The sequence below is a fragment of the Kitasatospora gansuensis genome, assembly GCF_014203705.1.
GTDB classification, from domain to species: domain Bacteria; phylum Actinomycetota; class Actinomycetes; order Streptomycetales; family Streptomycetaceae; genus Kitasatospora; species Kitasatospora gansuensis.
Window position 1 is genome coordinate 3,531,103 of record NZ_JACHJR010000001.1, and the last position, 20,030, is coordinate 3,551,132.

Annotated in this window: 18 protein-coding genes; 3 read left to right on the forward strand and 15 right to left on the reverse strand. The window is 71.9% G+C overall.

The genetic code is table 11. From position 1 onward, the window contains the following. Positions 1 to 6: 6 nt before the first annotated feature. From F4556_RS15390 to F4556_RS15420, 7 genes are all read right to left on the reverse strand, one after another. On the reverse strand, positions 7 to 1,032 hold the full coding sequence (locus F4556_RS15390; RefSeq protein ID WP_184915664.1) for a hypothetical protein: 1,026 nt from the start codon (positions 1,030 to 1,032) through the stop codon (positions 7 to 9). A gap of 105 nt (positions 1,033 to 1,137) precedes the next feature. Continuing rightward, the gene (locus F4556_RS15395) at positions 1,138 to 1,626 is read right to left on the reverse strand and encodes a DUF3180 domain-containing protein (protein ID WP_184915667.1); all 489 of its coding nucleotides are present in this window, start codon (positions 1,624 to 1,626) and stop codon (positions 1,138 to 1,140) included. A gap of 117 nt (positions 1,627 to 1,743) precedes the next feature. Next, a complete protein-coding gene (gene folK / locus F4556_RS15400; RefSeq protein WP_184915669.1) occupies positions 1,744 to 2,343 on the reverse strand; it encodes a 2-amino-4-hydroxy-6-hydroxymethyldihydropteridine diphosphokinase in 600 nt (199 codons plus the stop codon). Between the two features lie 43 nt (positions 2,344 to 2,386). Then, a complete protein-coding gene (gene folB / locus F4556_RS15405) occupies positions 2,387 to 2,746 on the reverse strand; it encodes a dihydroneopterin aldolase (protein WP_057228077.1) in 360 nt (119 codons plus the stop codon). 222 nt (positions 2,747 to 2,968) lie between these two features. Continuing rightward, positions 2,969 to 3,463 (reverse strand): nuclear transport factor 2 family protein, encoded by a 495-nt coding sequence (locus tag F4556_RS15410; protein WP_184915672.1) that lies wholly within the window; start codon positions 3,461 to 3,463, stop codon positions 2,969 to 2,971. A 44-nt stretch (positions 3,464 to 3,507) separates the two neighbouring features. After that, the gene (gene folP, locus F4556_RS15415) at positions 3,508 to 4,365 is read right to left on the reverse strand and encodes a dihydropteroate synthase (RefSeq protein ID WP_184915675.1); all 858 of its coding nucleotides are present in this window, start codon (positions 4,363 to 4,365) and stop codon (positions 3,508 to 3,510) included. Between the two features lie 195 nt (positions 4,366 to 4,560). Further along, on the reverse strand, positions 4,561 to 6,399 hold the full coding sequence (locus F4556_RS15420; RefSeq protein ID WP_184915678.1) for a phosphatidylglycerol lysyltransferase domain-containing protein: 1,839 nt from the start codon (positions 6,397 to 6,399) through the stop codon (positions 4,561 to 4,563). A gap of 411 nt (positions 6,400 to 6,810) precedes the next feature. On the opposite strand from F4556_RS15420, the gene F4556_RS15425 reads away from it, so the two are divergent. Then, the gene (locus F4556_RS15425) at positions 6,811 to 7,563 is read left to right on the forward strand and encodes a ferritin-like domain-containing protein (RefSeq protein ID WP_184915681.1); all 753 of its coding nucleotides are present in this window, start codon (positions 6,811 to 6,813) and stop codon (positions 7,561 to 7,563) included. Between the two features lie 37 nt (positions 7,564 to 7,600). Here F4556_RS15425 and folE read toward each other — a convergent pair whose 3' ends face one another. The 6 genes from folE to dacB form a co-directional block, all read right to left on the reverse strand. Next, entirely contained in the window at positions 7,601 to 8,209 is a 609-nt protein-coding gene (gene folE / locus F4556_RS15430; protein ID WP_184915683.1) for a GTP cyclohydrolase I FolE, read from the reverse strand. A gap of 98 nt (positions 8,210 to 8,307) precedes the next feature. Next, a complete protein-coding gene (gene ftsH / locus F4556_RS15435; RefSeq protein ID WP_184915686.1) occupies positions 8,308 to 10,335 on the reverse strand; it encodes an ATP-dependent zinc metalloprotease FtsH in 2,028 nt (675 codons plus the stop codon). Between the two features lie 244 nt (positions 10,336 to 10,579). Next, positions 10,580 to 11,119: a hypoxanthine phosphoribosyltransferase gene (gene hpt / locus F4556_RS15440; protein ID WP_221504225.1), complete on the reverse strand. Its 540-nt coding sequence runs from the start codon at positions 11,117 to 11,119 to the stop codon at positions 10,580 to 10,582. Positions 11,120 to 11,201: 82 nt separating this feature from the next. Then, complete coding sequence (gene tilS, locus F4556_RS15445; protein WP_184915705.1) at positions 11,202 to 12,335, reverse strand: tRNA lysidine(34) synthetase TilS; 1,134 nt, start codon at positions 12,333 to 12,335, stop codon at positions 11,202 to 11,204. 211 nt (positions 12,336 to 12,546) lie between these two features. Then, the gene (locus F4556_RS15450) at positions 12,547 to 13,701 is read right to left on the reverse strand and encodes an Rv3626c family coenzyme F420 biosynthesis-associated protein (protein ID WP_246511025.1); all 1,155 of its coding nucleotides are present in this window, start codon (positions 13,699 to 13,701) and stop codon (positions 12,547 to 12,549) included. Between the two features lie 192 nt (positions 13,702 to 13,893). Next, positions 13,894 to 15,321, reverse strand: coding sequence for a D-alanyl-D-alanine carboxypeptidase/D-alanyl-D-alanine endopeptidase (gene dacB, locus F4556_RS15455; protein WP_184915707.1), 1,428 nt, complete (start codon positions 15,319 to 15,321; stop codon positions 13,894 to 13,896). 94 nt (positions 15,322 to 15,415) lie between these two features. On the opposite strand from dacB, the gene F4556_RS15460 reads away from it, so the two are divergent. Together F4556_RS15460 and F4556_RS15465 are read left to right on the forward strand one after the other, a co-directional pair. Beyond that, a complete protein-coding gene (locus F4556_RS15460; RefSeq protein ID WP_184915710.1) occupies positions 15,416 to 15,904 on the forward strand; it encodes an inorganic diphosphatase in 489 nt (162 codons plus the stop codon). 211 nt (positions 15,905 to 16,115) lie between these two features. After that, positions 16,116 to 16,784 (forward strand): biliverdin-producing heme oxygenase, encoded by a 669-nt coding sequence (locus F4556_RS15465; RefSeq protein ID WP_184915714.1) that lies wholly within the window; start codon positions 16,116 to 16,118, stop codon positions 16,782 to 16,784. 67 nt (positions 16,785 to 16,851) lie between these two features. Here F4556_RS15465 and F4556_RS15470 read toward each other — a convergent pair whose 3' ends face one another. Together F4556_RS15470 and F4556_RS15475 are read right to left on the reverse strand one after the other, a co-directional pair. Beyond that, a complete protein-coding gene (locus F4556_RS15470) occupies positions 16,852 to 18,405 on the reverse strand; it encodes an HtaA domain-containing protein (RefSeq protein WP_184915717.1) in 1,554 nt (517 codons plus the stop codon). 41 nt (positions 18,406 to 18,446) lie between these two features. Beyond that, on the reverse strand, positions 18,447 to 19,892 hold the full coding sequence (locus F4556_RS15475; RefSeq protein WP_184915719.1) for an HtaA domain-containing protein: 1,446 nt from the start codon (positions 19,890 to 19,892) through the stop codon (positions 18,447 to 18,449). Positions 19,893 to 20,030 lie beyond the last annotated feature (138 nt).

Consider the following 20,030-nt stretch of genomic DNA (forward strand, 5'->3'; position numbering starts at 1 on the left):
CTGACGTCAGCTCAGCTCGGCCCGGAGCTGGGCGACGTGGATGATCTCGGTGTCGTCGTGCGGGGTCAGGTCGACCACCTCGGGCCTGGCGTGCTGCTCGTCGGGCTCGGGGGCGGCCACCGGCTGCTCGACCGGCTGCTGCCGGGCGGCGTACCGGGCGCTCTCGGCGAGCGCCTCGTCGCCGAGCACGTCGGCCAGGTCACCCTGGGCCCCGAGCTCGGTCACGCTGCCCACGGCGGGCGCCGGGGCGGCGGCCCGGACGGCGGCGGCACCGGCCGCGCCGCTGCGGCCGAAGAAGCTGAAGTTCGGCACCCGCGAGGCGGGCCTGGCCCGCTGCCGGACCGCCACGACCGACTCGGCCGACGCGCCGGGCGCGGACAGCACCGGACGCTCCGGCGCGGCACCGAGCTGACGGACCGTCGGGACGCTCTCGGGCAGCGCCGCCGGGCGGAGCGCGACGGCGGCCCGCTGGTCGCTCTCCCGCCGGGCCTCGGCCCGCTCGGCCGCCTGCTCCAGCTGCCGCAGGACGGACGCCGCGCGGACGTACGCGGCCGGGGAGGCGGGGTACTTGGGGCGGGCGGCGGCCAGCGCCCGCTGGTGCGCCTCGGCCTCCTTGAGGGCCTGCTCGGCCACGCTCACGGCCCGCTCGCGGAGCAGCCGGGCGATCTCGGTCTCGGCCTTGGCCAGCCGGGACTTCTCGGCGGTCAGCCGACGGCCGAACCGGGTGGCCCGCTCCTCGGCCACCTCGGCCGCGTACTCGGCCTCGGCGAGCTGCTCCTCGAAGCGCTCCTCGGACCGCTTGCGGCGGGTGGCGGCCAGTTCGGCGGCCACCCGGGCGGTGCGGTCGCGCTGGCGCAGCACGACGCCGACCCCGACCGCGGCGAGCACCGCCGCGATCCCGACCGAGCGCACCACGAGGGTGTCCGGACTGGCCGCGAGTGCACCGAGGGCGGCGACGACGAGTACGCCGATGGCGATCGGCGGCACAGAGCGGCCGAGGACGGAGGAGTGCCGGTGGCGTCCGCGAGACATGCCAAAGAAACTAGCGTGCGAATTGGGGCGCTGTCAGCCTGGGCCCCGTTTCGGCTCTTGACAGTTCGTCACGGCCACCGCCGGTGACCGTCGCCCGACGCCCCGTCAGCGCGGCGAGGGGGCCGACCCGGCCGGGGGTTCGTGGTCCTCCGGGAGCCGGCAGACGTGCTGCAGCCAGAGCGCGGCGGCGACCACCGCGACACCGGCCAGCACGGCGAAGCCGGCCGTGATCGCCTGCGAGGAGCGGGCCGGGTTGTCCAGCTGGCTCAGCAGGTGGATGCCGGTGCCCGCGTACACGCCGGTCATCAGCGCCGACACCAGGGCGCTGGCCTGGGCCAGCACCACCGCCCGGGCGGCACCCAGCGGGTCCACGCCCTTGGCCCCGGGCTGCCGCTCGCGGACCGCCTTGAGCCGGGACCGGAGCGAGATCGCGGTGGCCAGCAGGACGACCGCGACGGCCGCGAGCACGATCGGGGCGGCGGTGGGCACGCCGGGCAGGTGGCCCAGCGAATCCCACAGCCGGGCGCCGGCCCAGGCGAGCGCCGTCGCCACGGCGGCGATGACGAGCAGCAGGCGAAGGCGGAGCGGCTTCACGGAGGTCCTTCCCGGGCGGGTGAGCGGGCGGTACGAGATCCTGACGGCTGGTCAGCCCACCGTACCGGCGCTCACCCGGTCGGACGGCCGACAGGATCGGGAAGTTCCTGCCCGGGCCTACTCGGGCAGCCGGAGTTGGATGTCGTCCCGGCGCTTGACGCCCTGGCCGGGCTGGTCGGCGATCTCCTTGAGCAGGTCGGCCACCCGGCCCAGGCCCGGCAGCTCGCCGTCCGGGTCGGCGTCCTGCCAGGGGGCGAGCACGAAGGCCCGCTCGTGTGCCCGGGGGTGCGGCAGCAGCAGCTCGGGCTCGGCGCTGGTGACCCCCTCGTACGCCAGGATGTCGACGTCCAGGGTGCGCGGGCCCCAGCGGACGGTGCGGACCCGGCCGAAGGCGTCCTCGACCGCGTTGGCCCGCTCCAGCAGCGAGTGCGGGGGCAGCGTGGTGCGCAGCACCACGACGGCGTTGAAGTAGCTGGGCTGCTCGTCCGGGCCGCCCAGGGCGTCCGTCTCGAAGACGGCGGAGACGGCGGTGATCCGCACCCCGGGGGTGTCCTCCAGCGCGTCCACCGCGCCCTGCAGGGTCTCCAGGCGGTTGCCCAGGTTGCTGCCGAGGGCGACCACGGCGCGGCGCGGGTTGTGCAGGGTCGAGTCGGCGGTGTCGACCCGGCGTTCCAGGTCGAACGTGGTCGGCGAGGCGGTCGGGTCGCTGGTGCTCATCAAGATCCCTCTGCGGCTTCGGGGGCGGGACGGGGCACGGACGTCACGCGCGGCCCCGGTGGATGGTGATCGTGACGTCGTCGAACGGAACGGTGATCGGGGCGTCCGGCTTGTGCACGGTGACCTCGACCTCCTCGACGGCGTCGTGCGCGAGGCACTGGTCGGCGATCCGCTGGGCCAGCGTCTCGATCAGGTCGACCGGCTCGCCGGAGATGATCGCGGTGACCTCCTCGGCCACCACGCCGTAGTGCGCGGTACGGGTCAGGTCGTCGCCGGAGGCCGCCGGGCGGGTGTCCAGGTAGAGCACCAGGTCGACCACGAAGGTCTGGCCCTCGATCCGCTCACGCTCGAAGACGCCGTGGTGGCCCCGGGCGCGGAGGCCCCGCAGAGTGACGCGGTCCAGCAACTCACTTCTCCCATGTGAACAGGCCCCGCGCAGGGCGGGGCACCGGGCCTCGTCGCCCGCGACCTTCGAATCTACCTGCGGGCGACGACGAACCCCGACCGTCCTACCCGGCACCGCGCGGCGCCACGCGCGCCGGAACGGCCATTGACGTGAACATCCGGTGCACGTCCGCAGAACACTTCCGGCTCCGGCCGGATTCCTGGCCGCCCTGGCCAGGCGTCAGTCCTCGTCCTCGTCGTCGCCGCTGGTCAGCACGGGTGAACCGTGGTGCGACCAGAGCTTCCAGCCGCTCGGCGTCCGGCGGAACAGGTTGGTCGAGACCACCTTTCCGCCGACCAGCGGACCGAGTTCGCCCTCCTCCTCGGCCTCCCCGCCGGACAGGATGTTCTCGGTACAGGTGACCAGGGCCACATCACCCTGCACCTCGCACTCCACATCGGTCAGGAAGAACTGGATGTACTCCGTGTTCATCATGATCAACATGTACGAACGGGTCACCTGGGCCCGGCCGCGCAGCACCGGCCAGCCGGGGTGCACACAGACCGCCCCGGTCTTGTCGTCCGCCTCGCCGGGGCCCAGCCAGGCGGCTTCGACGCCCTCCAGGTCCCCGTTCTCCAGCGCCTCGTAGAGCGCCTGATTGGCCGCCAGGACGGCTTCGCGGTCCATCGCCGCCGCCGTCGCCCGGTCATCGGTCGACCTGCCGTCACCCGCCATGCTTCCTCCGAACCGCCAAGCCAGCGTCCCCTCCGGGGCCCACGTCACCGCCCCCTTCGTGCGGCCCGTTCCCAGGCCGCGACCACTCGTACGGCGTCGGCGGTGCCGGCCACGTCGTGCACCCGGACCGCCCACGCACCCGCCTGGGCCGACAGCACCGAGACCGCCGCGGTGGCGTCGTCCCGCTGCCTGGCCGGGCGCGGCTCCCCGGTTTCCGGGTCGGCGAGCAGCGTACCCAGGAACCGCTTGCGTGAAGCGGCCACCAGTACGGGCCGCCCAAGCGCGGTCAGCTCGCCCAGCCGGCCGAGCAGCGCCCAGTTGTGCTCCGAGGTCTTCGCGAAGCCGAGGCCCGGATCGAGCACCAACTGCTCCTCCTTCACCCCCGCCGCGGTCAACGCGGCGACGCGACCGGTCAGTTCGGCCACCACGTCGACCACCACGTCCTGGTACACGGCCAGCTTGTCCATGTCCGCGGACTGCCCCCGCCAGTGCATCACCACGAACGGCGCGCCGGTGTCCGCCACCACCCCCGCCATCTCCGGATCGGCCAGCCCGCCCGAGACGTCGTTCACCAGCCGGGCCCCGGCCGCCACCGCCCGCTCGGCCACCGCCGCCCGCATGGTGTCCACCGACACCACCACCCCCGCCGCCGCCAGCTCCCGGACCACCGGGATCACCCGCCGCAGCTCCTCCTCCTCGGTCACCCGCAACGCCCCCGGCCGGGTCGACTCCCCCCCGACATCCACCAGATCCGCCCCCCGCCCGGCCAGCGCCAACCCATGCGCCACGGCCGCCGCCGGATCCAGCCACAGCCCCCCGTCCGAAAACGAGTCGGGGGTCACGTTGACCACCCCCATCACAGCGCAACGGTCGAGACTCGGAAGCCCAGGCAGGTAGTTCATGAGGCCATTATCTGCACCCCGTTGCACCACCAGGGGCTCGGGACTCTGCTGATGTGCGGCTCCGCCGCGTGGGCGACGCCGACCTCGTACAAGGTGATCCGTCCGTGCGTGGTCAGGCACTTTCGCCTTTTGCCCCGCACGCCAGATCTCGTCGCCGATCCCCGAGCCCCTGGTCTGCTCTGGCTGAGCGCCTGCCTAAGCGGCCTGCGTGAGCACCGCCGCCTCCGGCATCAGCCCCTGCCGCTGCCGCTTCCGCCCGAACCGCGGCATCCCCAGCGTGATGAACGCCTCCGCCTGCATCGCGGCGAAGCCGATCCGCGGCAGGTCCCTGGTCTGCGGATACACCAGGAACCGCGGCTCCCACTCCGGCTGGAACTTCGCGTTGAACTTGTACAGCGACTCGATCTGGAACCACCGCGAGGAGAACACCAGCAGCCCCCGCCAGGCCCGCAGCACCGGCCCGGCCCCGATCCGCTCACCACGCGCCAGCGCCGCGCGGAACACCGCGAAGTTGAGCGACACCCGCCGTACGCCCATCGCGGGCACGGCCTGCAGCGCGGCCACGATCAGCAGCTCGTTCAGCCCCGGGTCGGCCGCCCGGTCACGCCGCATCAGCTCCAGCGAGATGCCGTCGGGCCCCCACGGGACGAAGTGCAGGACGGCCTTCAGGTCGTCGCCGCTCTCGCCCTCCTCGGGTGCCTTGTGGGCGGTGACCACCACGCACTCGTCGTCGCCCGGGTCGCCGAACCGGCCGAGCGCCATCGAGAAGCCGCGCTCGGTGTCGGTGCCGCGCCAGCGGGCGGCGGCGTCGGCGATCCGGTGCTTCTCCTCCTGGGTCAGGTCGCCGACCCGGCGGACCTGGCAGGAGTAGCCGTTGCGCTCGATCCGCTTCACCATCTGGCGGACGTTGCGCATCGCCCGGCCGGCCAGCGAGAAGGTGGTGGCGTCGACGATCGCCTCGTCGCCGAGCTCGATCGCGTCCAGGCCCGCCTCGCGGGTCCAGATCTCGCCGCCCAGCTCGCTGCAGCCCATCACGGCGGGCACCCAGGCCCGCTCGCGGGCCTCGGCCATGAAGACCTTGATCGCCCCGGGCCAGGCCTCGTAGTCGCCGACCGGGTCGCCGGAGGCGAGCATCACGCCGGAGACCACCCGGTAGGAGATCGCCGCCTTTCCGGTCGGCGAGAACAGCACGCTCTTGTCCCGGCGCAGCGCGAAGTAGCCCAGCGAGTCCCGCTCGCCGTGCTTGTCGAGCAGCGCGCGGACCTTGACCTCGTCCTCGGCGGTGAGCTCCGGCTGGGGCTTCTCCGGCCGCAGCGCCAGGTACGCGGTGGTGCCCGCCGTGAGCAGACCGAGCGCGCCGAGCGAGTAGCCGACGTACCAGGCGACCTTCTCGGAGCGGTAGTCGATCGGGCCCTCGAAGCCGAACAGGCCGTACGCCACGTGCTCCAGCCGCTGGAACAGGCTCGGGTCACCGAGCTCCGCGCCGTGCCGGACCCCGACGATCAGCATGCCGAGCCCGAGGCTGACCAGGGTCAGCAGGACGAACGCGACCACCGCCCGCCAGCGGGTGCGCGGGTCGGCCTTGGCGTAGAACTCGCGGTGGTGCACCAGCATCACCGCGAGCAGCACCAGCGAGATCACCGCCGGGCCGACCTGGTGCCAGCGCAGCAGGTGCAGGCCGGCCCCGATCGGGAGCAGCACGCAGACCGCGCGCCAGGCCCGGCGCTTCCGGCGGCGCAGCGCGTGCGCGAGTATCACCAGCAGCAGGCCGACCATCAGGGTTCCGGCCGCGGCCAGCGTGGTGGTGCCGCCCGGGAGCTGCCCGGCCAGCCAGTGCATCTTGGTGTTGCGCAGCTTGGGGAACACCGCACAGGCGATGTCGACCAGACCGATCAGCAGGGCGGCGTACCCCACCGCACCGGGCAGCCAGGCGCGGGGCACCGCGGCGGCTTGGGTGCGCAGGTTCTGGAACCGGCGGCGCGGCTGTTCCTGGGGCGCCTCGGCGGGCGGCTCAACGGGCACGGGAACGCTCATGGAGAGTCAGCGTAGGTGCTGTTGCGGTCCGTTCTGTCACTCCGGAGGAGGAGTCGTGATGAACCTTCATGACAAATCCTTGATCTGGCAATCGGACCGTCAAGTCGGAGTCCCGGAACGGTACTTGCCGGGACCCCCGGTGACGGCACAGCCCTGGGGACGGGTGTGCCGCACCCGCCGAACGGCGGGTACGGCTCGGTGGAGCACGCGGGGCGCGCCTCGGCGCCGCACACGGTGGACGCCGCATTCTAGGCCCTCGGTTGCGGCCCTCGCGGCTACCCGTCCGGCGCAGCCCCACTGGCTCCGGCCCGACCGCCCGCAGCACGATGGTCCGTGACCCCGGTACGACCGGGAGGGGGCCGGGCCAGGGACCGGGCCACCGGGCTGACGGACGTTCAGTAGGAGAGAACCATGCTCAGTACCCGCTCACTCTTCCAGCAGATCTACGCACACGACGAGGCGTACCAACTGTTCTGCAGCGTCGCGGCGGGCGGCGAGGACCAGGGCGGCTGGGAGAACGAGCGGATCACCGAACTCACCACCGACCCGGTACTGGCCCCCAAGATCGCCCGGCACGGCGCGGACGAGCGCAAGCACGGCCGGATCTTCACCCAGCTGCTCAACAAGCGCGGCCTGAGCAAGGTCTCCATCCCGCTCGACACCGACTACTGCATGCTGCTCGAACGCCAGGGCATCGGCCTCTCGCACGACCGCCTGAAGTCCACCACCCCGCTCGACGACCGGGAGATCATCACCTACCTGGCGCACAGCCGGGTCACCGAGCAACGCGCCTCGGAGCAGATGCGGCAGCTGGTGAAGGCGTACGGGTCCAACCCCGAACTCGACAAGGCCCTACGGATGATCTCCGCCGACGAGGACAACCACCTCGCCTACTGCCACGAGGAGCTGCTCCGGCTCGCGGTGGCCGGCCACGAGCCGTACATCCGGCACACCCTGGAGTCCATCGCCCGGGGCGAGATCCGCACCCACCGCGACGTCGGACTGGCCGTGATGGCCGCGCTGGGCCGCATCCTCGGCTGGCCGCGCCACCAGCGCCTCCTGCTGGCGGCCGGCCTGCACGCGCTCTACCTCTACGAACGCACCATCGGCTGGCGCCGGATGGTGTCACTCACCATGCCCGCCAAACGCAACGCCCTCGGCTGAAGGCACACGCTGCACCACCAGGGGCCCGGAGCGCCGGTTACCGGCCGATGATCAGGCTCATCGCCTCGGCCCGAGTAGCCGGGTCGCGGAGCTGACCGCGGACCGCGGAGGTGATGGTCTTGGCGCCGGCCTTGCGGATGCCCCGCATCGACATGCACATGTGCTCGCACTCGATCACCACGATGGCCCCGCGCGGCTCCAGGATCCGCATCAGCGAATCCGCGACCTGGCTGGTCAGCCGCTCCTGGACCTGGGGGCGGCGGGCGTAGACGTCGACCAGGCGGGCCAGCTTGGAGAGGCCGGTGATCTTGCCGCTGCTGGACGGGATGTACCCGACGTGCGCGACGCCGCGGAACGGCACCAGGTGGTGCTCGCAGGTGGAGAACACCTCGATGTCCTTGACCAGCACCATCTCGTCGTGGCCGAGGTCGAAGGTCGTGGTGAGGACGTCCTCCGGCTCCTGCCAGAGCCCGGCAAATATCTCCTGGTACGCCCGGGCCACCCGGGCCGGGGTCTCCAGCAGGCCCTCGCGGTCCGGGTCCTCGCCGATCGCGTAGAGCAGCTCGCGGACGGCGTTCTCGGCACGCTTCTGGTCGAACGTCCCGATGGCGGCGGCGTCCTGCTCCAGGGTCACCGGGTCGATCATGCGTGCCTCGCTTGCGTCAGGGTCAGGGCCAGCAGCACGAATGCCGCGCCTCCAGGGTACAAACCCTGGTGGCGCGGCATCCATTCCGTACCGGTCGGTCAGCTTTCGGCCGGGGACTCCGGCTGCTTGACCGTGTCGACCACCGGGGTGACGGTCTCCGACTGAGCGGCGTTGGTGAGCGCCAGCTCCTTCGGGGACTGCACCGGCGGGCGGGTGGACGGCGTACGACGGGACGAGCCCGTCCAGGCCGGCCGGGCCGGGCGCTTGACGATGGAGCGGAAGATCTCGGCGATCTGCTCCTTGTTCAGGGTCTCCTTCTCGAGGAGCTCCAGCACCAGGTTGTCGAGCACGTCGCGGTTCTCGACCAGGATCTCCCAGGCCTCGTTGTGCGCGTTCTCGATCAGCTTCTTGACCTCCTCGTCCACCAGCCCGGCGACCTCTTCCGAGTAGTCGCGCTGGTGGCCCATCTCGCGGCCCAGGAACGGCTCGGAGTCACTCGTGCCGAACTTGATCGCACCCAGCCGCTCGGTCATCCCGTACTGGGTGACCATGGCGCGGGCGGTGGCGGTGGCCTTCTCGATGTCGTTCGAGGCGCCGGTGGTCGGGTCGTGGAAGACCAGTTCCTCCGCCGCGCGCCCGCCCAGCATGTACGCCAGCTGGTCGAGCATCTCGTTGCGAGTGGTCGAGTACTTGTCCTCGTCCGGGAGCACCATGGTGTAACCCAGGGCCCGGCCGCGGGACAGGATGGTGATCTTGTGCACCGGGTCCGCGTTGGGGGAAGCCGCCGCGACCAGGGCGTGACCGCCCTCGTGGTACGCGGTGATCTTCTTCTCCTTGTCGGACATGATCCGGGTGCGCTTCTGCGGTCCGGCGACCACCCGGTCGATGGCCTCGTCCAGGATGCCGTTGTCGATCAGCTTCTTGTCCGAACGGGCCGTCAGCAGGGCGGCTTCGTTGAGGACGTTGGAGAGATCGGCACCGGTGAAGCCGGGGGTGCGCTTGGCGACGGCCTTGAGGTCGACGTCCGGCGCGACCGGCTTGCCCTTCTGGTGCACCTTGAGGATCTCCAGGCGGCCCATCAGGTCCGGGCGGTCGACCGCGATCTGGCGGTCGAAGCGGCCGGGGCGCAGCAGCGCCGGGTCCAGGATGTCCGGGCGGTTGGTGGCGGCGATCAGGATGACGCCGCCCTTCACGTCGAAGCCGTCCATCTCGACCAGCAGCTGGTTGAGGGTCTGCTCGCGCTCGTCGTGACCACCGCCGAGGCCGGCGCCGCGGTGGCGGCCGACCGCGTCGATCTCGTCGACGAAGACGATCGCCGGGGCGTTCGCCTTGGCCTGCTCGAACAGGTCGCGGACCCGGGAGGCACCGACACCGACGAACATCTCGACGAAGTCCGAGCCGGAGATCGAGTAGAACGGGACGCCCGCCTCGCCGGCCACGGCACGCGCCAGCAGGGTCTTGCCCGTCCCGGGCGGGCCGTACAGCAGCACGCCCTTGGGGATCTTGGCGCCGACCGCCTGGAACTTGGCCGGCTCCTGCAGGAACTCCTTGATCTCGTGGAGCTCCTCGACCGCCTCGTCCGCGCCTGCGACGTCGGAGAAGGTGGTCTTCGGGGTGTCCTTGGTCAGCAGCTTGGCCTTGGACTTGCCGAACTGCATGACCCGCGAGCCGCCACCCTGCATCTGGTTCATCAGGAAGAGGAAGACCAGCACGATGATGACGATCGGCAACATCGACAGCAGCACGCTGACGAAGGTGGACTGCTTCTCGGGGACGACGGTGTAACCGTTGGGAACCAGGCCGGGGTTCTTGCTCAGGTCGGCCGCGACGGCGGCGCCCTGGTCTCCGATGTACGAGGCCTGGAACTTGGAGCCGGAGGGAACCTTGCCATTGCTGCCAACCGGCAGCTTCTGACCGTCCCTCAGCTCGACCTTGATCAGATTCGAGTCGCCGGTGGTGATCTGCACCGACTTCGCCTGATTGCTGTTGATCGCAGCCACGATCTGGCTGGTGTCCACCGTCTTGGAGCCGCTCGAGTCGGAGACGACCTGCATCAGCACAATGACGGCTAGGACGGCCAGCACGATCCACATGATCGGCGCACGGAAGTATCGCTTGACGTCCATCCATGCGGGGCGTTGCCGCCCCGTCCCTCCTGCCACTCAACGGCGCTGCACGGCTGTGGGCCGTCGGCGCATTCCGGGTATGTGCTCATCAGAAGAGCGGTTAATGGGACCGTACCGCAGTCCTCTCCGCCCGAGGCGGGAGCACCACGACTACGACGTATTTTCCTACCCCGGCACAACGGGCGGGAACATCGCACCGTTCCCGCCCGTCGCCCGATTGGGGCAGCTGTTGTCCGACGGTCCGTCAGCCCCCGTAGACGTGCGGGGCCAGCGTGCCGATGAACGGCAGGTTGCGGAGCTTCTCGGCGTAGTCCAGGCCGTAGCCGACCACGAACTCGTTCGGGATGTCGAACCCGACGTACGCGACGTCGATCTCGACCTTCGCCGCGTCGGGCTTGCGGAGCAGGGTGCAGACCTTCAGCGAGGCCGGGCCGCGCGAGCCCAGGTTGCCCAGCAGCCAGGACAGCGTCAGGCCGGAGTCGATGATGTCCTCGACGATCAGCACGTCGCGGCCGGCGATGTCGGTGTCGAGGTCCTTCAGGATCCGGACCACGCCGGAGGACTTGGTGCCCATCCCGTAGGAGGAGACCGCCATCCAGTCCATCGTCACCTGCGAGTGCAGCGCGCGGGCCAGGTCGGCCATCACCATCACGGCGCCCTTGAGCACGCCGACGATCAGCAGATCCCGCCCGGCGTAGTCCCGGTCGATCCGCTCGGCCAGCTCCAGCAGCTTGGCGTCGATCTCGTCCTTGCTGATGAGCACCTTCGCCAGGTCGGCGCCCATGTCGTTGTGATCCACCGGGGATACGTCCTCAAACGTTCGGGGTCCTGTGTCGGCGGCGGCCCTGCGACCAGGTGTTCACTTGTCAGTCGCTCTGTCGCCGAAACACCAGCGTGCCACACCTACGGGTGACCTCCACGCCACCGGGTAGGTGCAACGGCCCCTGGCCGCGCCAGCCGGTCACCAGCAGGTCCACGGTTTCGAGGTGACGGGCGAACAGGTCCCCGGCCGGGCAGCCCGCCCGGAGCGCGGCCCGGCGGAGCAGTCGGCGGCGGACGGCGGAGGGCAGTTCGGCCAGCTTCGGGACGTCCAACGCCCCTTCGGCCGTCCGGAGGTCGCGCTCGGCCAGCGCGGCCCACTGGTCCAGCGCGTCGGCGTCGTCCCGGAACAGCCGGGCGGTCCTGGCCAGCGCCTCGACCACGCCGGCGCCGAGGTGCTTCTCCAGCACCGGCAGCACCTCGTGCCGGACCCGGGAGCGGGTGTAGGCGGGATCACTGTTGTGCGGGTCGTCCCAGACCGGGATCGACTGGGCGGTGCAGGCCTGCCGGGTGGCGGCCCGGTCCAGCTCCAGCAGCGGACGGCGGTAGCGGCCCTTCTGCGCGGGCATCCCGGCCAGCGAGCGGGCGCCGGAGCCGCGGGCCAGGCCGAGCAGCACGGTCTCCGCCTGGTCATCCCGGGTGTGGCCGAGCAGCACGGCCTCCGCGCCGAGCCGGTCGGCGGCCTCGTCCAGCGCGGCGTACCTGGCCTCCCGGGCGGCGTTCTCCGGGCCGCCCTGACGGCCCACCAGCACCGGGACCGCCTCGACCGGGTCCAGGCCCAGCTCGCGCAGCCGCTCGGCCACCTGCTGGGCCCGCTCGGCCGAACCGGCCTGGAGTCCGTGATCCACCGTCACCGCACCGACCCGCAGGCCGAGCTTGGGTGCCTCGAAGGCGGTCGCGATGGCCAGCGCCATCGAGTCGGCACCACCGCTGACCGCGACCAGCACCAGCGGGGAGCCGGGGGCGGCGGGCGTACGGGGCAGTCCTGACGGGTGTCGGCGGGCGTTGCCGATCAGGGTGGTGGCACCGGCGGCACCGGCGGCGCCGCTCAGGGCCAGCTCGGAAGGCCGGCTGCGGGGTGCCCGGGCGGCGGGGGTGGTCTCGCCCAGGTCGGCGGCGAGTTCGGCGAGGGTACGGCGGACGGCGAGGCGTATCGCCGCGACAGCGGGGTGTGGTCCCACGGGTAAGCACTCCTTGGCGGAGAGGCGGAGCGGATGGTGACGCGGCGTCAGCGCACGGTCACCGGGTGCTCCCAGATGGTCGCAGAATCCGGGCACCGGCTACGCCACCCGCGCCACCGGTACGACCACCGTCCCACGTACGAGTGAATGAAGAAACGTTCATCCGCAGCCAACGGGTCAACCGGCGCGAACGTGCGGACGAGTGGGTCGCTCAGGGCGCCACCCGGGCCACCCAGGCGCCCGGGTTGTGGATCTCCTCGCGGGTGGGCAGCGTGTTCGGCGAGGTCCAGACCCGGTTGAAGCCGTCCATCCCGACCCGGTCCACCACGCCCCGGACGAAGACCGCGCCGTCCTGGTACTGGCGCAGCTTGGCGTCCATCCCGAGCAGCCGCCGGATCACCAGGTCCAGCCGGCCCGCACCGCCGGCCCGGCGCCGCTGGAACTTCTCCCGGATCTCCGCCACGCTCGGCACCACGGCAGGCCCGACCCCGTCCATCACCACGTCGGCATGCCCCTCCAGCAGGGACATCACCGCGGTCAGCCGGTTCAGCGTCTCCCGCTGCTGCGGGGACTGGACCGCCTCCAGCAGGGTGCCCCGGCGCTCCTCACCCCGCCCGGCCAGCAGGTCCCTGGCCCGGTCCAGCATCGCCGCCGGATCGATGTCGGTCTGCGCCAGGAAGGACTGCACCTCGGACTGGATGTGGTCGCGCAGCCACGGCACCGCGGTGAACTGGGTCCGGTGGGTCTCCTCGTGCAGACAGACCCAGAGCCGGAAGTCGTGCGGGTGCACGTCGAGCTCGCGCTCGACCTGGACGATGTTCGGCGCCACCAGCAGCAGGCGCCCCGGGGTCAGCGGCGGGAGCGCCCGCCGCGGCGTGTCCAGGATGCCCGCCGGAGTGTCCGGCGCCGCCGGCAGCGCACCGGGGAACTCGGCCGGGGCGAAGGTCTCGTACTGACCGAGCACCTTCCCCGACAGGAACGCCAGCACCGCACCCACCTCGACCCCGGTGGCCTTCTCGCCGAGCGCACCCAGCGCGGCCGCACCGGGCGAGTCCGAGCGGCGCGACTGCAGCTTCTCCACCAGCGGCCGGACGATGGTCCGGAAGCCCGCCACGTTCGCCCTGATCCAGCCCGGACGGTCCACCACCAGCACCGGGGTGGCGTCCAGCGTCAGCAGACTGCTCGATCCCATCCGGGTGAAGGCCCGGACGTGCTCCTCCGCCTCCAGCGCGTGCCGCCGCAACTCCGAGACCACCGCCCGCGCCTCACCCCGGCTCACCTCAGGCCCCGACCGGGCCAGCCGGGTCGCCGTCGCGACCGCGAGATCCCAGTCGACCATCCCAGCCCCGCCGCTCGCGCTCGTCATGCCTTCACCGTACGGGACCGCGGGGCGCTCAGGCACGGGCTCAGGCATCTACGGTCAGGGGCTCGGGGAACTGCGAGGAGGTCTGGCGCCGGGGTCACTGCGAACGTGCCTGACCAGCTACGCACGGATCACCTTGCACGAGGTCGGCGTCGCCGTTCCCCGAGCCCCTGACCGTAGTCCTGGAGCGCCTGCCTAGTGGCACCCGCAGTTGGCGAGTTGCCCCACGACCCGGTCGACGGCCGCCCGGGCCGCGTCCGGAGCTGCGGTGGTGCGGATCATCAGGGCGAAGGCGAGCGCCCGCCCCTCGGCGTCGAGCACGGTGCCGGCCAGGGTGTAGATGCCGCTGCCGGCCAGTGTGCCGGTCTTGGCGCGGACGATGCCGATCCCGTTCTGCGCCCGGGTCGCGGCGCCGAACCGGCCGAGCAGCGTCCCGGTGAACCCGGCGATCGGCAGGCCGGTGAGCACCGGCCGCAGCCGGGGGTGTTCGGGCGAGGCGGCGAGCGCGAGCACCTTGGAGAGCACCAGCGGCGAGATCTGGTTGCCGGTGTGCAGGCCGCTGCCGTCGTGCAGGACCACGCCCGCCATCGGTACGCCGAGCTTCTCCAGGGTCTGCCGGGTGGCGGCGGAGGCGCCGTCGAAGCTCACCGGCTGCTGGGCGGCGATCGCGACCTGACGGGCCATCGCCTCGCTGAGGGTGTTGTCCGAGGTGGTGAGCAGACGTTCGATCAGGCGGGCGACGGTGGGCGACTCGACGGCGGCCAGCTGCTGGGCCCCCGCGGCGGCCGTACCGGCCTTGGGCTTGCCCTGGACGGCCACGCCCTCGGCGCCGAGCGCCGCGGCGAAGGCTTCGGCGGCCTGGCCGGCCGGGTCGAAGACCCGGGCCGGGCCCTCGTCGGTGGACTTCGGGTCGATCCGGCCCTCGTTGACCATCAGCGGGGTGACGGTGGCGATGTTCATCGCGTCGTGCTGCGGGTGGTTGAGCGGGCCGGTGTACATCGCGGTGTCGTAGCCGAGCTTGACCGAGGCCACCCCGGCGGACTTGAGGGCGGCCGCGGTGCGCTTGGCCAGGTCGGCCACGGTGGCGGGGGCGGTCTCGGCGTCCACCGGCAGGCCGCCGACCTTGACCTGGTCGGCCGGGAGGGTGGAGAGGGTCGGGTCGCCGCCGCCGACCAGGACGATCTCGTCCGGTGCGGCGCCCTTGACCACCTTGGTGGTCAGCCGGGAGTCGCCGGGGATCAGTTCGAGCGCGGCCAGCGCGGTGAGCAGCTTGGTGGTGGAGGCCGGGGTGGCCGGGTTGTTCTCGCCCGCGCCGTACAGCAGCTGCCCGGTGGCACCGTCGGTGACGGCGAAGCTCAGGGTGCCGAGCGCCTTGTCCTGGAGCACGGCGGCCAGGTCACGCTGGAGTCCGGCGCCGGTCGGCATCCCCTCCGCCCCGGTCGTACTGGCCGCGAGCACGGCCCCGCCGGTGGCAACCGCCTTGCGTCCGGCGGCGGTTGGCGGCTGCGGCGTACCGCTGCCGCTCTTGCCCGGGCTGGGCTCGGCCCACGCCGGGCTCAGCACGGCCGCCGTCAGTGCCACCCCGAGCACCCCGGCGACCGCCACTCTGCGGCCACGCCCCACCCCTGCACCTCGCTGCACCGACCGGCCCCTTTCCTGAGCACACCCTCCCGTAGGAGACACTTGGATTCTGTCAGTCCCTACCTTGGAGGAACCGTTGGAGTTCGACGTCCTGATCGAGATTCCGAAGGGCTCGCGGAACAAGTACGAGGTCGACCATGAGACCGGTCGCCTCCGTCTGGACCGGATGCTCTTCACCTCGACCCGCTACCCGGCCGACTACGGCTACGTCGAGGGCACCCTCGCGGACGACGGCGACCCGCTGGACGCGCTGGTCATCCTGGAGGAGCCGACCTTCCCCGGCTGCCTGATCAAGTGCCGCGCCATCGGTATGTTCAAGATGACGGACGAGGCCGGCGGCGACGACAAGCTGCTCTGCGTCCCGGCGACGGACCCGCGCTGGGAGCACCTGCAGGACATCCAGCACGTGTCGGAGTTCGACCGCCTGGAGATCCAGCACTTCTTCGAGGTCTACAAGGACCTGGAGCCCGGCAAGTCCGTCGAGGGCGCCGACTGGGTCGGCCGCGCCGAGGCCGAGGCCGAGATCACGGCCTCGATCAAGCGCCTCGCGGACGCCGGCCACTGAGCCCGGCACCGCCAACGGCCCTGCGGGCCACCCCGGCCGGGGCGAGCAGAGATGCTCGCCCCGGCCGTTTTCTGTCCGCTTAGCGCGACTTGACCCTGGTTTGGGGAGAATGGTGTCGACAGGTTTACCGACACCATGTCGGCATGACATTGACTTAGGTAAGGCTAACCATAAGAATCGGGGCCAGAGCCCGCCCCCATCGGAGGTCCGCATGACCAGCCCTGAGCCCACCCCGTTCTCCACCGTGCTGCGCACCGCCAGCGCCGCCGAGCACGAGGCCGCCGAATCCTCCTCGTTCATGGGGCACCTGCTGAACGGGCGGCTGGGCGTGGAGGCCTACGCGGAGCTCTCGGGCCAACTCTGGTTCGTCTACCGGGCCTTGGAGGGGCGGGCCGCCGAGCTCGCCGAGCACCCGGTCATCGGTCCCTTCATCGACCCGGCGCTGTTCCGCACCGCCGCACTGGAGGCCGACCTGCTGCACCTGCGCGGCGCCGACTGGCAGGACGGGCTGACCGCCTCGCCCGCCACCGCCGCGTACGTGGCCCGGCTGGAGCAGCTGATCGACACCTGGCCGGCCGGGTACCTGGCCCACCACTACACCCGCTACCTGGGCGACCTGTCGGGCGGTCAGATCATCCGGGGCATAGCCGAGAAGACCTGGGGCTTCGAGAAGAAGGGTGCCGGGGTGTACTTCTACGTCTTCGAGCGGGTCGAGAACCCTGCCTCCTTCAAGCGCGACTACCGGGCCAAGCTGGACACGGCCGGCGAGGCGCTGGACGAGGTGGAACGCCGCCGGGTGACCGAGGAGACCAAGCGGGCGTTCACCCTGAACGGCGCGATCTTCGCCGACCTGGACCTGCGGTACCCGCTCAGCGCCTGAGCACAGCAACGCCGTTGCCCCCTGGTGGAGTTGGCCAACTCCACCAGGGGGCAACGGCGTGGTCCGCCTACTTGACCGTGCGGCGGCGCAGCAGCACCGTGGTGCCGCCGCCGAGCAGCAGCAGACCGGCGGCGGTGGCCAGCAGCGGGACGACCGGGGTGTCCATCCCGGTGGAGGCCAACTCGCCTGCGGTGACCGAGGATCCGCCGCTGGTCAGCACTGCGCCGCCGGTGGTGCCGGTACTGCCGCCGAGCGCCGGGGTGGTCGCAGCCGGGGAGCCGGTGGTCGGCGCGGCGGTGGGCAGCGTGGCGCCCTTCTCGAAGGCCAGCGTGGCGGTGACCGGGTCCAGCACGGCACCCGCCTGGTAGAAGCCGCCGAAGGCGGTGGCCCCCTGCTCGGTCAGGGTGGCCGGGAGCCGATCGAGCGTCACCACGCCGTTGACCGGGGCGAAGCTCGCCTTCGAGACGTCGAGCGAGGCGATCTTCGCGCCCTTCAGCTCGCTGACCTTGCCGTCCAGCGCCTTGGACGTCACGTCGGCGGTGAGGAACGCCCCGGCCCGCTCGACCTGGACGCCCAGCTCGGCGAAGGTCAGGTCGAGCTCGTAGCCACCGCCCTTCGGGTGCGCCAGGAAGCGCACCGAACCGTCGAACCCGGCCGTGACGGCGTGGGTCTTCAGGTTGTACGCACCGCTGCCGCCACCGAACCGGTAGTCGGCCGCGCCGCCGCCGAACTCCACCTTGCCGGCCGCCGCCGGGGAGGCCAGGTACTTGCGGAAAGACTCCTTCACGCCCCAGTTCAACGCACCGTCCAGGATGGGCAGTTCGGTGGGCGCCGGGGTGGAGGGGGTGGCCGACGGCGAAGGCGACGCAGAGGCCGAGGCACTGGCCGACGCAGGTGCAGATGCAGAAGCCGAGGCTGAAGCGGAAGCGCTGGCCGACGCCGACGCCGACGCGGACGCAGACGCCGACGCGGTCGGCGTCGACTTGGTGAGCACCAGCTTGACCGGGTCCATCGCCGCACCGGCCTGGTAGAAGCCGCCGAATGCCTTGGCGCCGTCCTCGGTCAGCACGGTCGGCGTGGCCACCCCGGTGGTGGTGTCGCGGCCGACCGCAAAGGTCACCAGCGGGACGTCCGCGCGCTCGACCAGCTTGGTGCTCTTCGCCTTGGTGGCCGGGTCCTCGGTGGTCTCGGCGGTGACCGCGTCCACCGTGATGGTGCCGGTGCTGCCGGAGGTGGTCAGCTTGAAGTCGGTCAGCGCGATGTCCAACTGGCCCTGGTGGCCGGTGAAGTGCAGTCCGCCGGTGAAGGCGCCGCTGATCGTGTGGGCCGTGCCGTCGTACGCGCCGGTGCCGGCCAGGTGGAAGCTGCCGTCGGCGTTGCGGGTGGTGCCGCCGGTCAGCTCGATCTTCCCGCCCTGGGAAGCGGGGCCCTCCAGGTACTTGCGGAAGGACTCCTTGACGCCCCAGTCCAGCGAGCCCTGGTCGTAGACCACCGTGGCGGGCCCGGCGCCGAAAGCCACTCCGGGCATCCCGACGGCGGTCAGGCCGAGCCCGACCGCGACGGCGGCCAGGGCCGGCAGGGGGGTGCGGTTGCGGCGGGCGCTCTTGGTGGTGACGGGCATGGTGCTGGTACTCCTTCAGGGACGGCGGCGGGGGAGAGAGTTCAGACGATCCGGCGGCGCCGGACCAGCCGGGTAACGGCGACGGCCGTACCGGCTGCCAGCACCCCGCCGCCGACGGCGATCCACGGCCAGGGCGAGGAGCCCCGGCCGCCGACCGCCGCGACCGGTGCGGGGGCCACCGGGGCGGCGGGGGTGGCGGTCCGGGTGCTGCCGAGGTCCGGCAGCGGGGGGAGGGCCGCGGCCGGGTCGAGCGCGACGGCGAAACTCAGCGGGTCCATCGCGGTGCCCGCCGGGTAGAGGCCGCCGAAGGCCCTGGCGCCGTCCTCGGTGAGCAGCAGCGGCAGTTCGGTGGCCTTGAGCAGCCCGCCCTCGGGCTTGAGCGCGGCCGCGTCGAAGCTGCCGAGCGGGACGGCCTGGATCTGCTGAGCGGCACCGCCGGTGGTCTTCCCGGTGACGTCAGCCAGCAGCGTGCCCTTGCCTCCGGCCACCTGCACCGCAGGGTTGGTCAGGCTGAGGTCGAGCCCGTACGCGTCGCCGGTCTGCAGGCCGCGGAACCGGACGGCGCCGGTGAAGGCAGCGGTCAGTGCTCCGGTGGCCGGGTCGTAGCTGCCCTTGGCAGGGGTCCAGCGGAAGAACGCTCCACCGTCGGCGGCGCCGTCGGCGAGCTGCCAGTCGCCCCTGGCGATGGTGCCGGTGACGTAGTCCCGGAAGGTCCGGCGGACACCCCAGTCGAGCGCGCCCTTGGCGAACTCGGTCCGGCTCACGGCGGGCGGAGCTGACGGGGTGTCGGCGGCGACCGGAGGGGGCGTCGTGGTCGGCGCGGTGGCGGGCGGGGCGGCCGTGGTGGGAGCGGCAGCAGCCTTGAGGTCCACCGAGACGGTCAGCGGGTCGAGCGCGGTGCCGGCGGGGTAGAAGTTGCCGAACGCCACCGCACCCGAACTGGTCATCACCGTGGGCACGTTGGAGAGCGTCAGCGTCCCGGACCGGCCGCGCAGGTCGAGCCCGTCCAGGCCGAGGTCGACCAGCTTGGCCTGGGTGGCGTTGGTCACCACCCCGGTGTCCTTGGCCTTGCTGCTGACGTCGGCGTACAGCCCCGCGCCGCTGCCACCGGCCTTCAGGGTGAACCGGCTGAGCTTCAGGTCCAGGCCGTAACTTCCGTTGGCCTCATGCCCCTTGAAGGTCACTCCGCCGGAGAAGGCGGCCGTCAGCGCACCGCTCTCCGGGTCGTACGTCCCGGTCGCGGAGTGGAACCGGAAGGTGTTGCCGCCGACCGTGGCGGCTCCGCCGGTCAGACCCCAACTGCCTTTGGCGATCGGGCCGGTGACGTACGTCAGGAAGGACTGCTTCAGCCCCCAGTCGAGCCGTCCGCCGGAGACCGTGCCAGGTGCCGCCAGCGCCGGGACGCTCGGCAGCGCGACCAGCAGCAGTGCCGCGATCGCCGCGACCAAGGTGGCGGCGAGGCGGCGCAGACGTCGCGAAACGGGCATGGCGAAGCGCTCCTCGGCAGCGTGGGGCGGGGCAGGCCCAAAAGGAACCCCCCTTGCGTTACTCAGGTAAGGCTAACCTAATATATGCGTCAAGAGTCACCCCGGATCCACACCCGCTTCACGATCCGGACGTGCCAG

What these genes read in the sequence shown, in the direction of transcription:
- hpt (WP_221504225.1), bottom strand. Translation starts at nt 11,119, where the DNA reads ATGGGCGCCGACCTGGCGAAGGTGCTCATCAGCAAGGACGAGATCGAC.
- F4556_RS15470 (WP_184915717.1), bottom strand. Translation starts at nt 18,405, where the DNA reads ATGCCCGTCACCACCAAGAGCGCCCGCCGCAACCGCACCCCCCTGCCG.
- F4556_RS15390 (WP_184915664.1), bottom strand. Translation starts at nt 1,032, where the DNA reads ATGTCTCGCGGACGCCACCGGCACTCCTCCGTCCTCGGCCGCTCTGTG.
- F4556_RS15410 (WP_184915672.1), bottom strand. Translation starts at nt 3,463, where the DNA reads ATGGCGGGTGACGGCAGGTCGACCGATGACCGGGCGACGGCGGCGGCG.
- folK (WP_184915669.1), bottom strand. Translation starts at nt 2,343, where the DNA reads ATGAGCACCAGCGACCCGACCGCCTCGCCGACCACGTTCGACCTGGAA.
- F4556_RS15475 (WP_184915719.1), bottom strand. Translation starts at nt 19,892, where the DNA reads ATGCCCGTTTCGCGACGTCTGCGCCGCCTCGCCGCCACCTTGGTCGCG.
- folE (WP_184915683.1), bottom strand. Translation starts at nt 8,209, where the DNA reads ATGATCGACCCGGTGACCCTGGAGCAGGACGCCGCCGCCATCGGGACG.
- folP (WP_184915675.1), bottom strand. Translation starts at nt 4,365, where the DNA reads ATGAACTACCTGCCTGGGCTTCCGAGTCTCGACCGTTGCGCTGTGATG.
- F4556_RS15420 (WP_184915678.1), bottom strand. Translation starts at nt 6,399, where the DNA reads ATGAGCGTTCCCGTGCCCGTTGAGCCGCCCGCCGAGGCGCCCCAGGAA.
- F4556_RS15465 (WP_184915714.1), top strand. Translation starts at nt 16,116, where the DNA reads ATGACCAGCCCTGAGCCCACCCCGTTCTCCACCGTGCTGCGCACCGCC.
- ftsH (WP_184915686.1), bottom strand. Translation starts at nt 10,335, where the DNA reads ATGGACGTCAAGCGATACTTCCGTGCGCCGATCATGTGGATCGTGCTG.
- F4556_RS15450 (WP_246511025.1), bottom strand. Translation starts at nt 13,701, where the DNA reads ATGACGAGCGCGAGCGGCGGGGCTGGGATGGTCGACTGGGATCTCGCG.
- F4556_RS15425 (WP_184915681.1), top strand. Translation starts at nt 6,811, where the DNA reads ATGCTCAGTACCCGCTCACTCTTCCAGCAGATCTACGCACACGACGAG.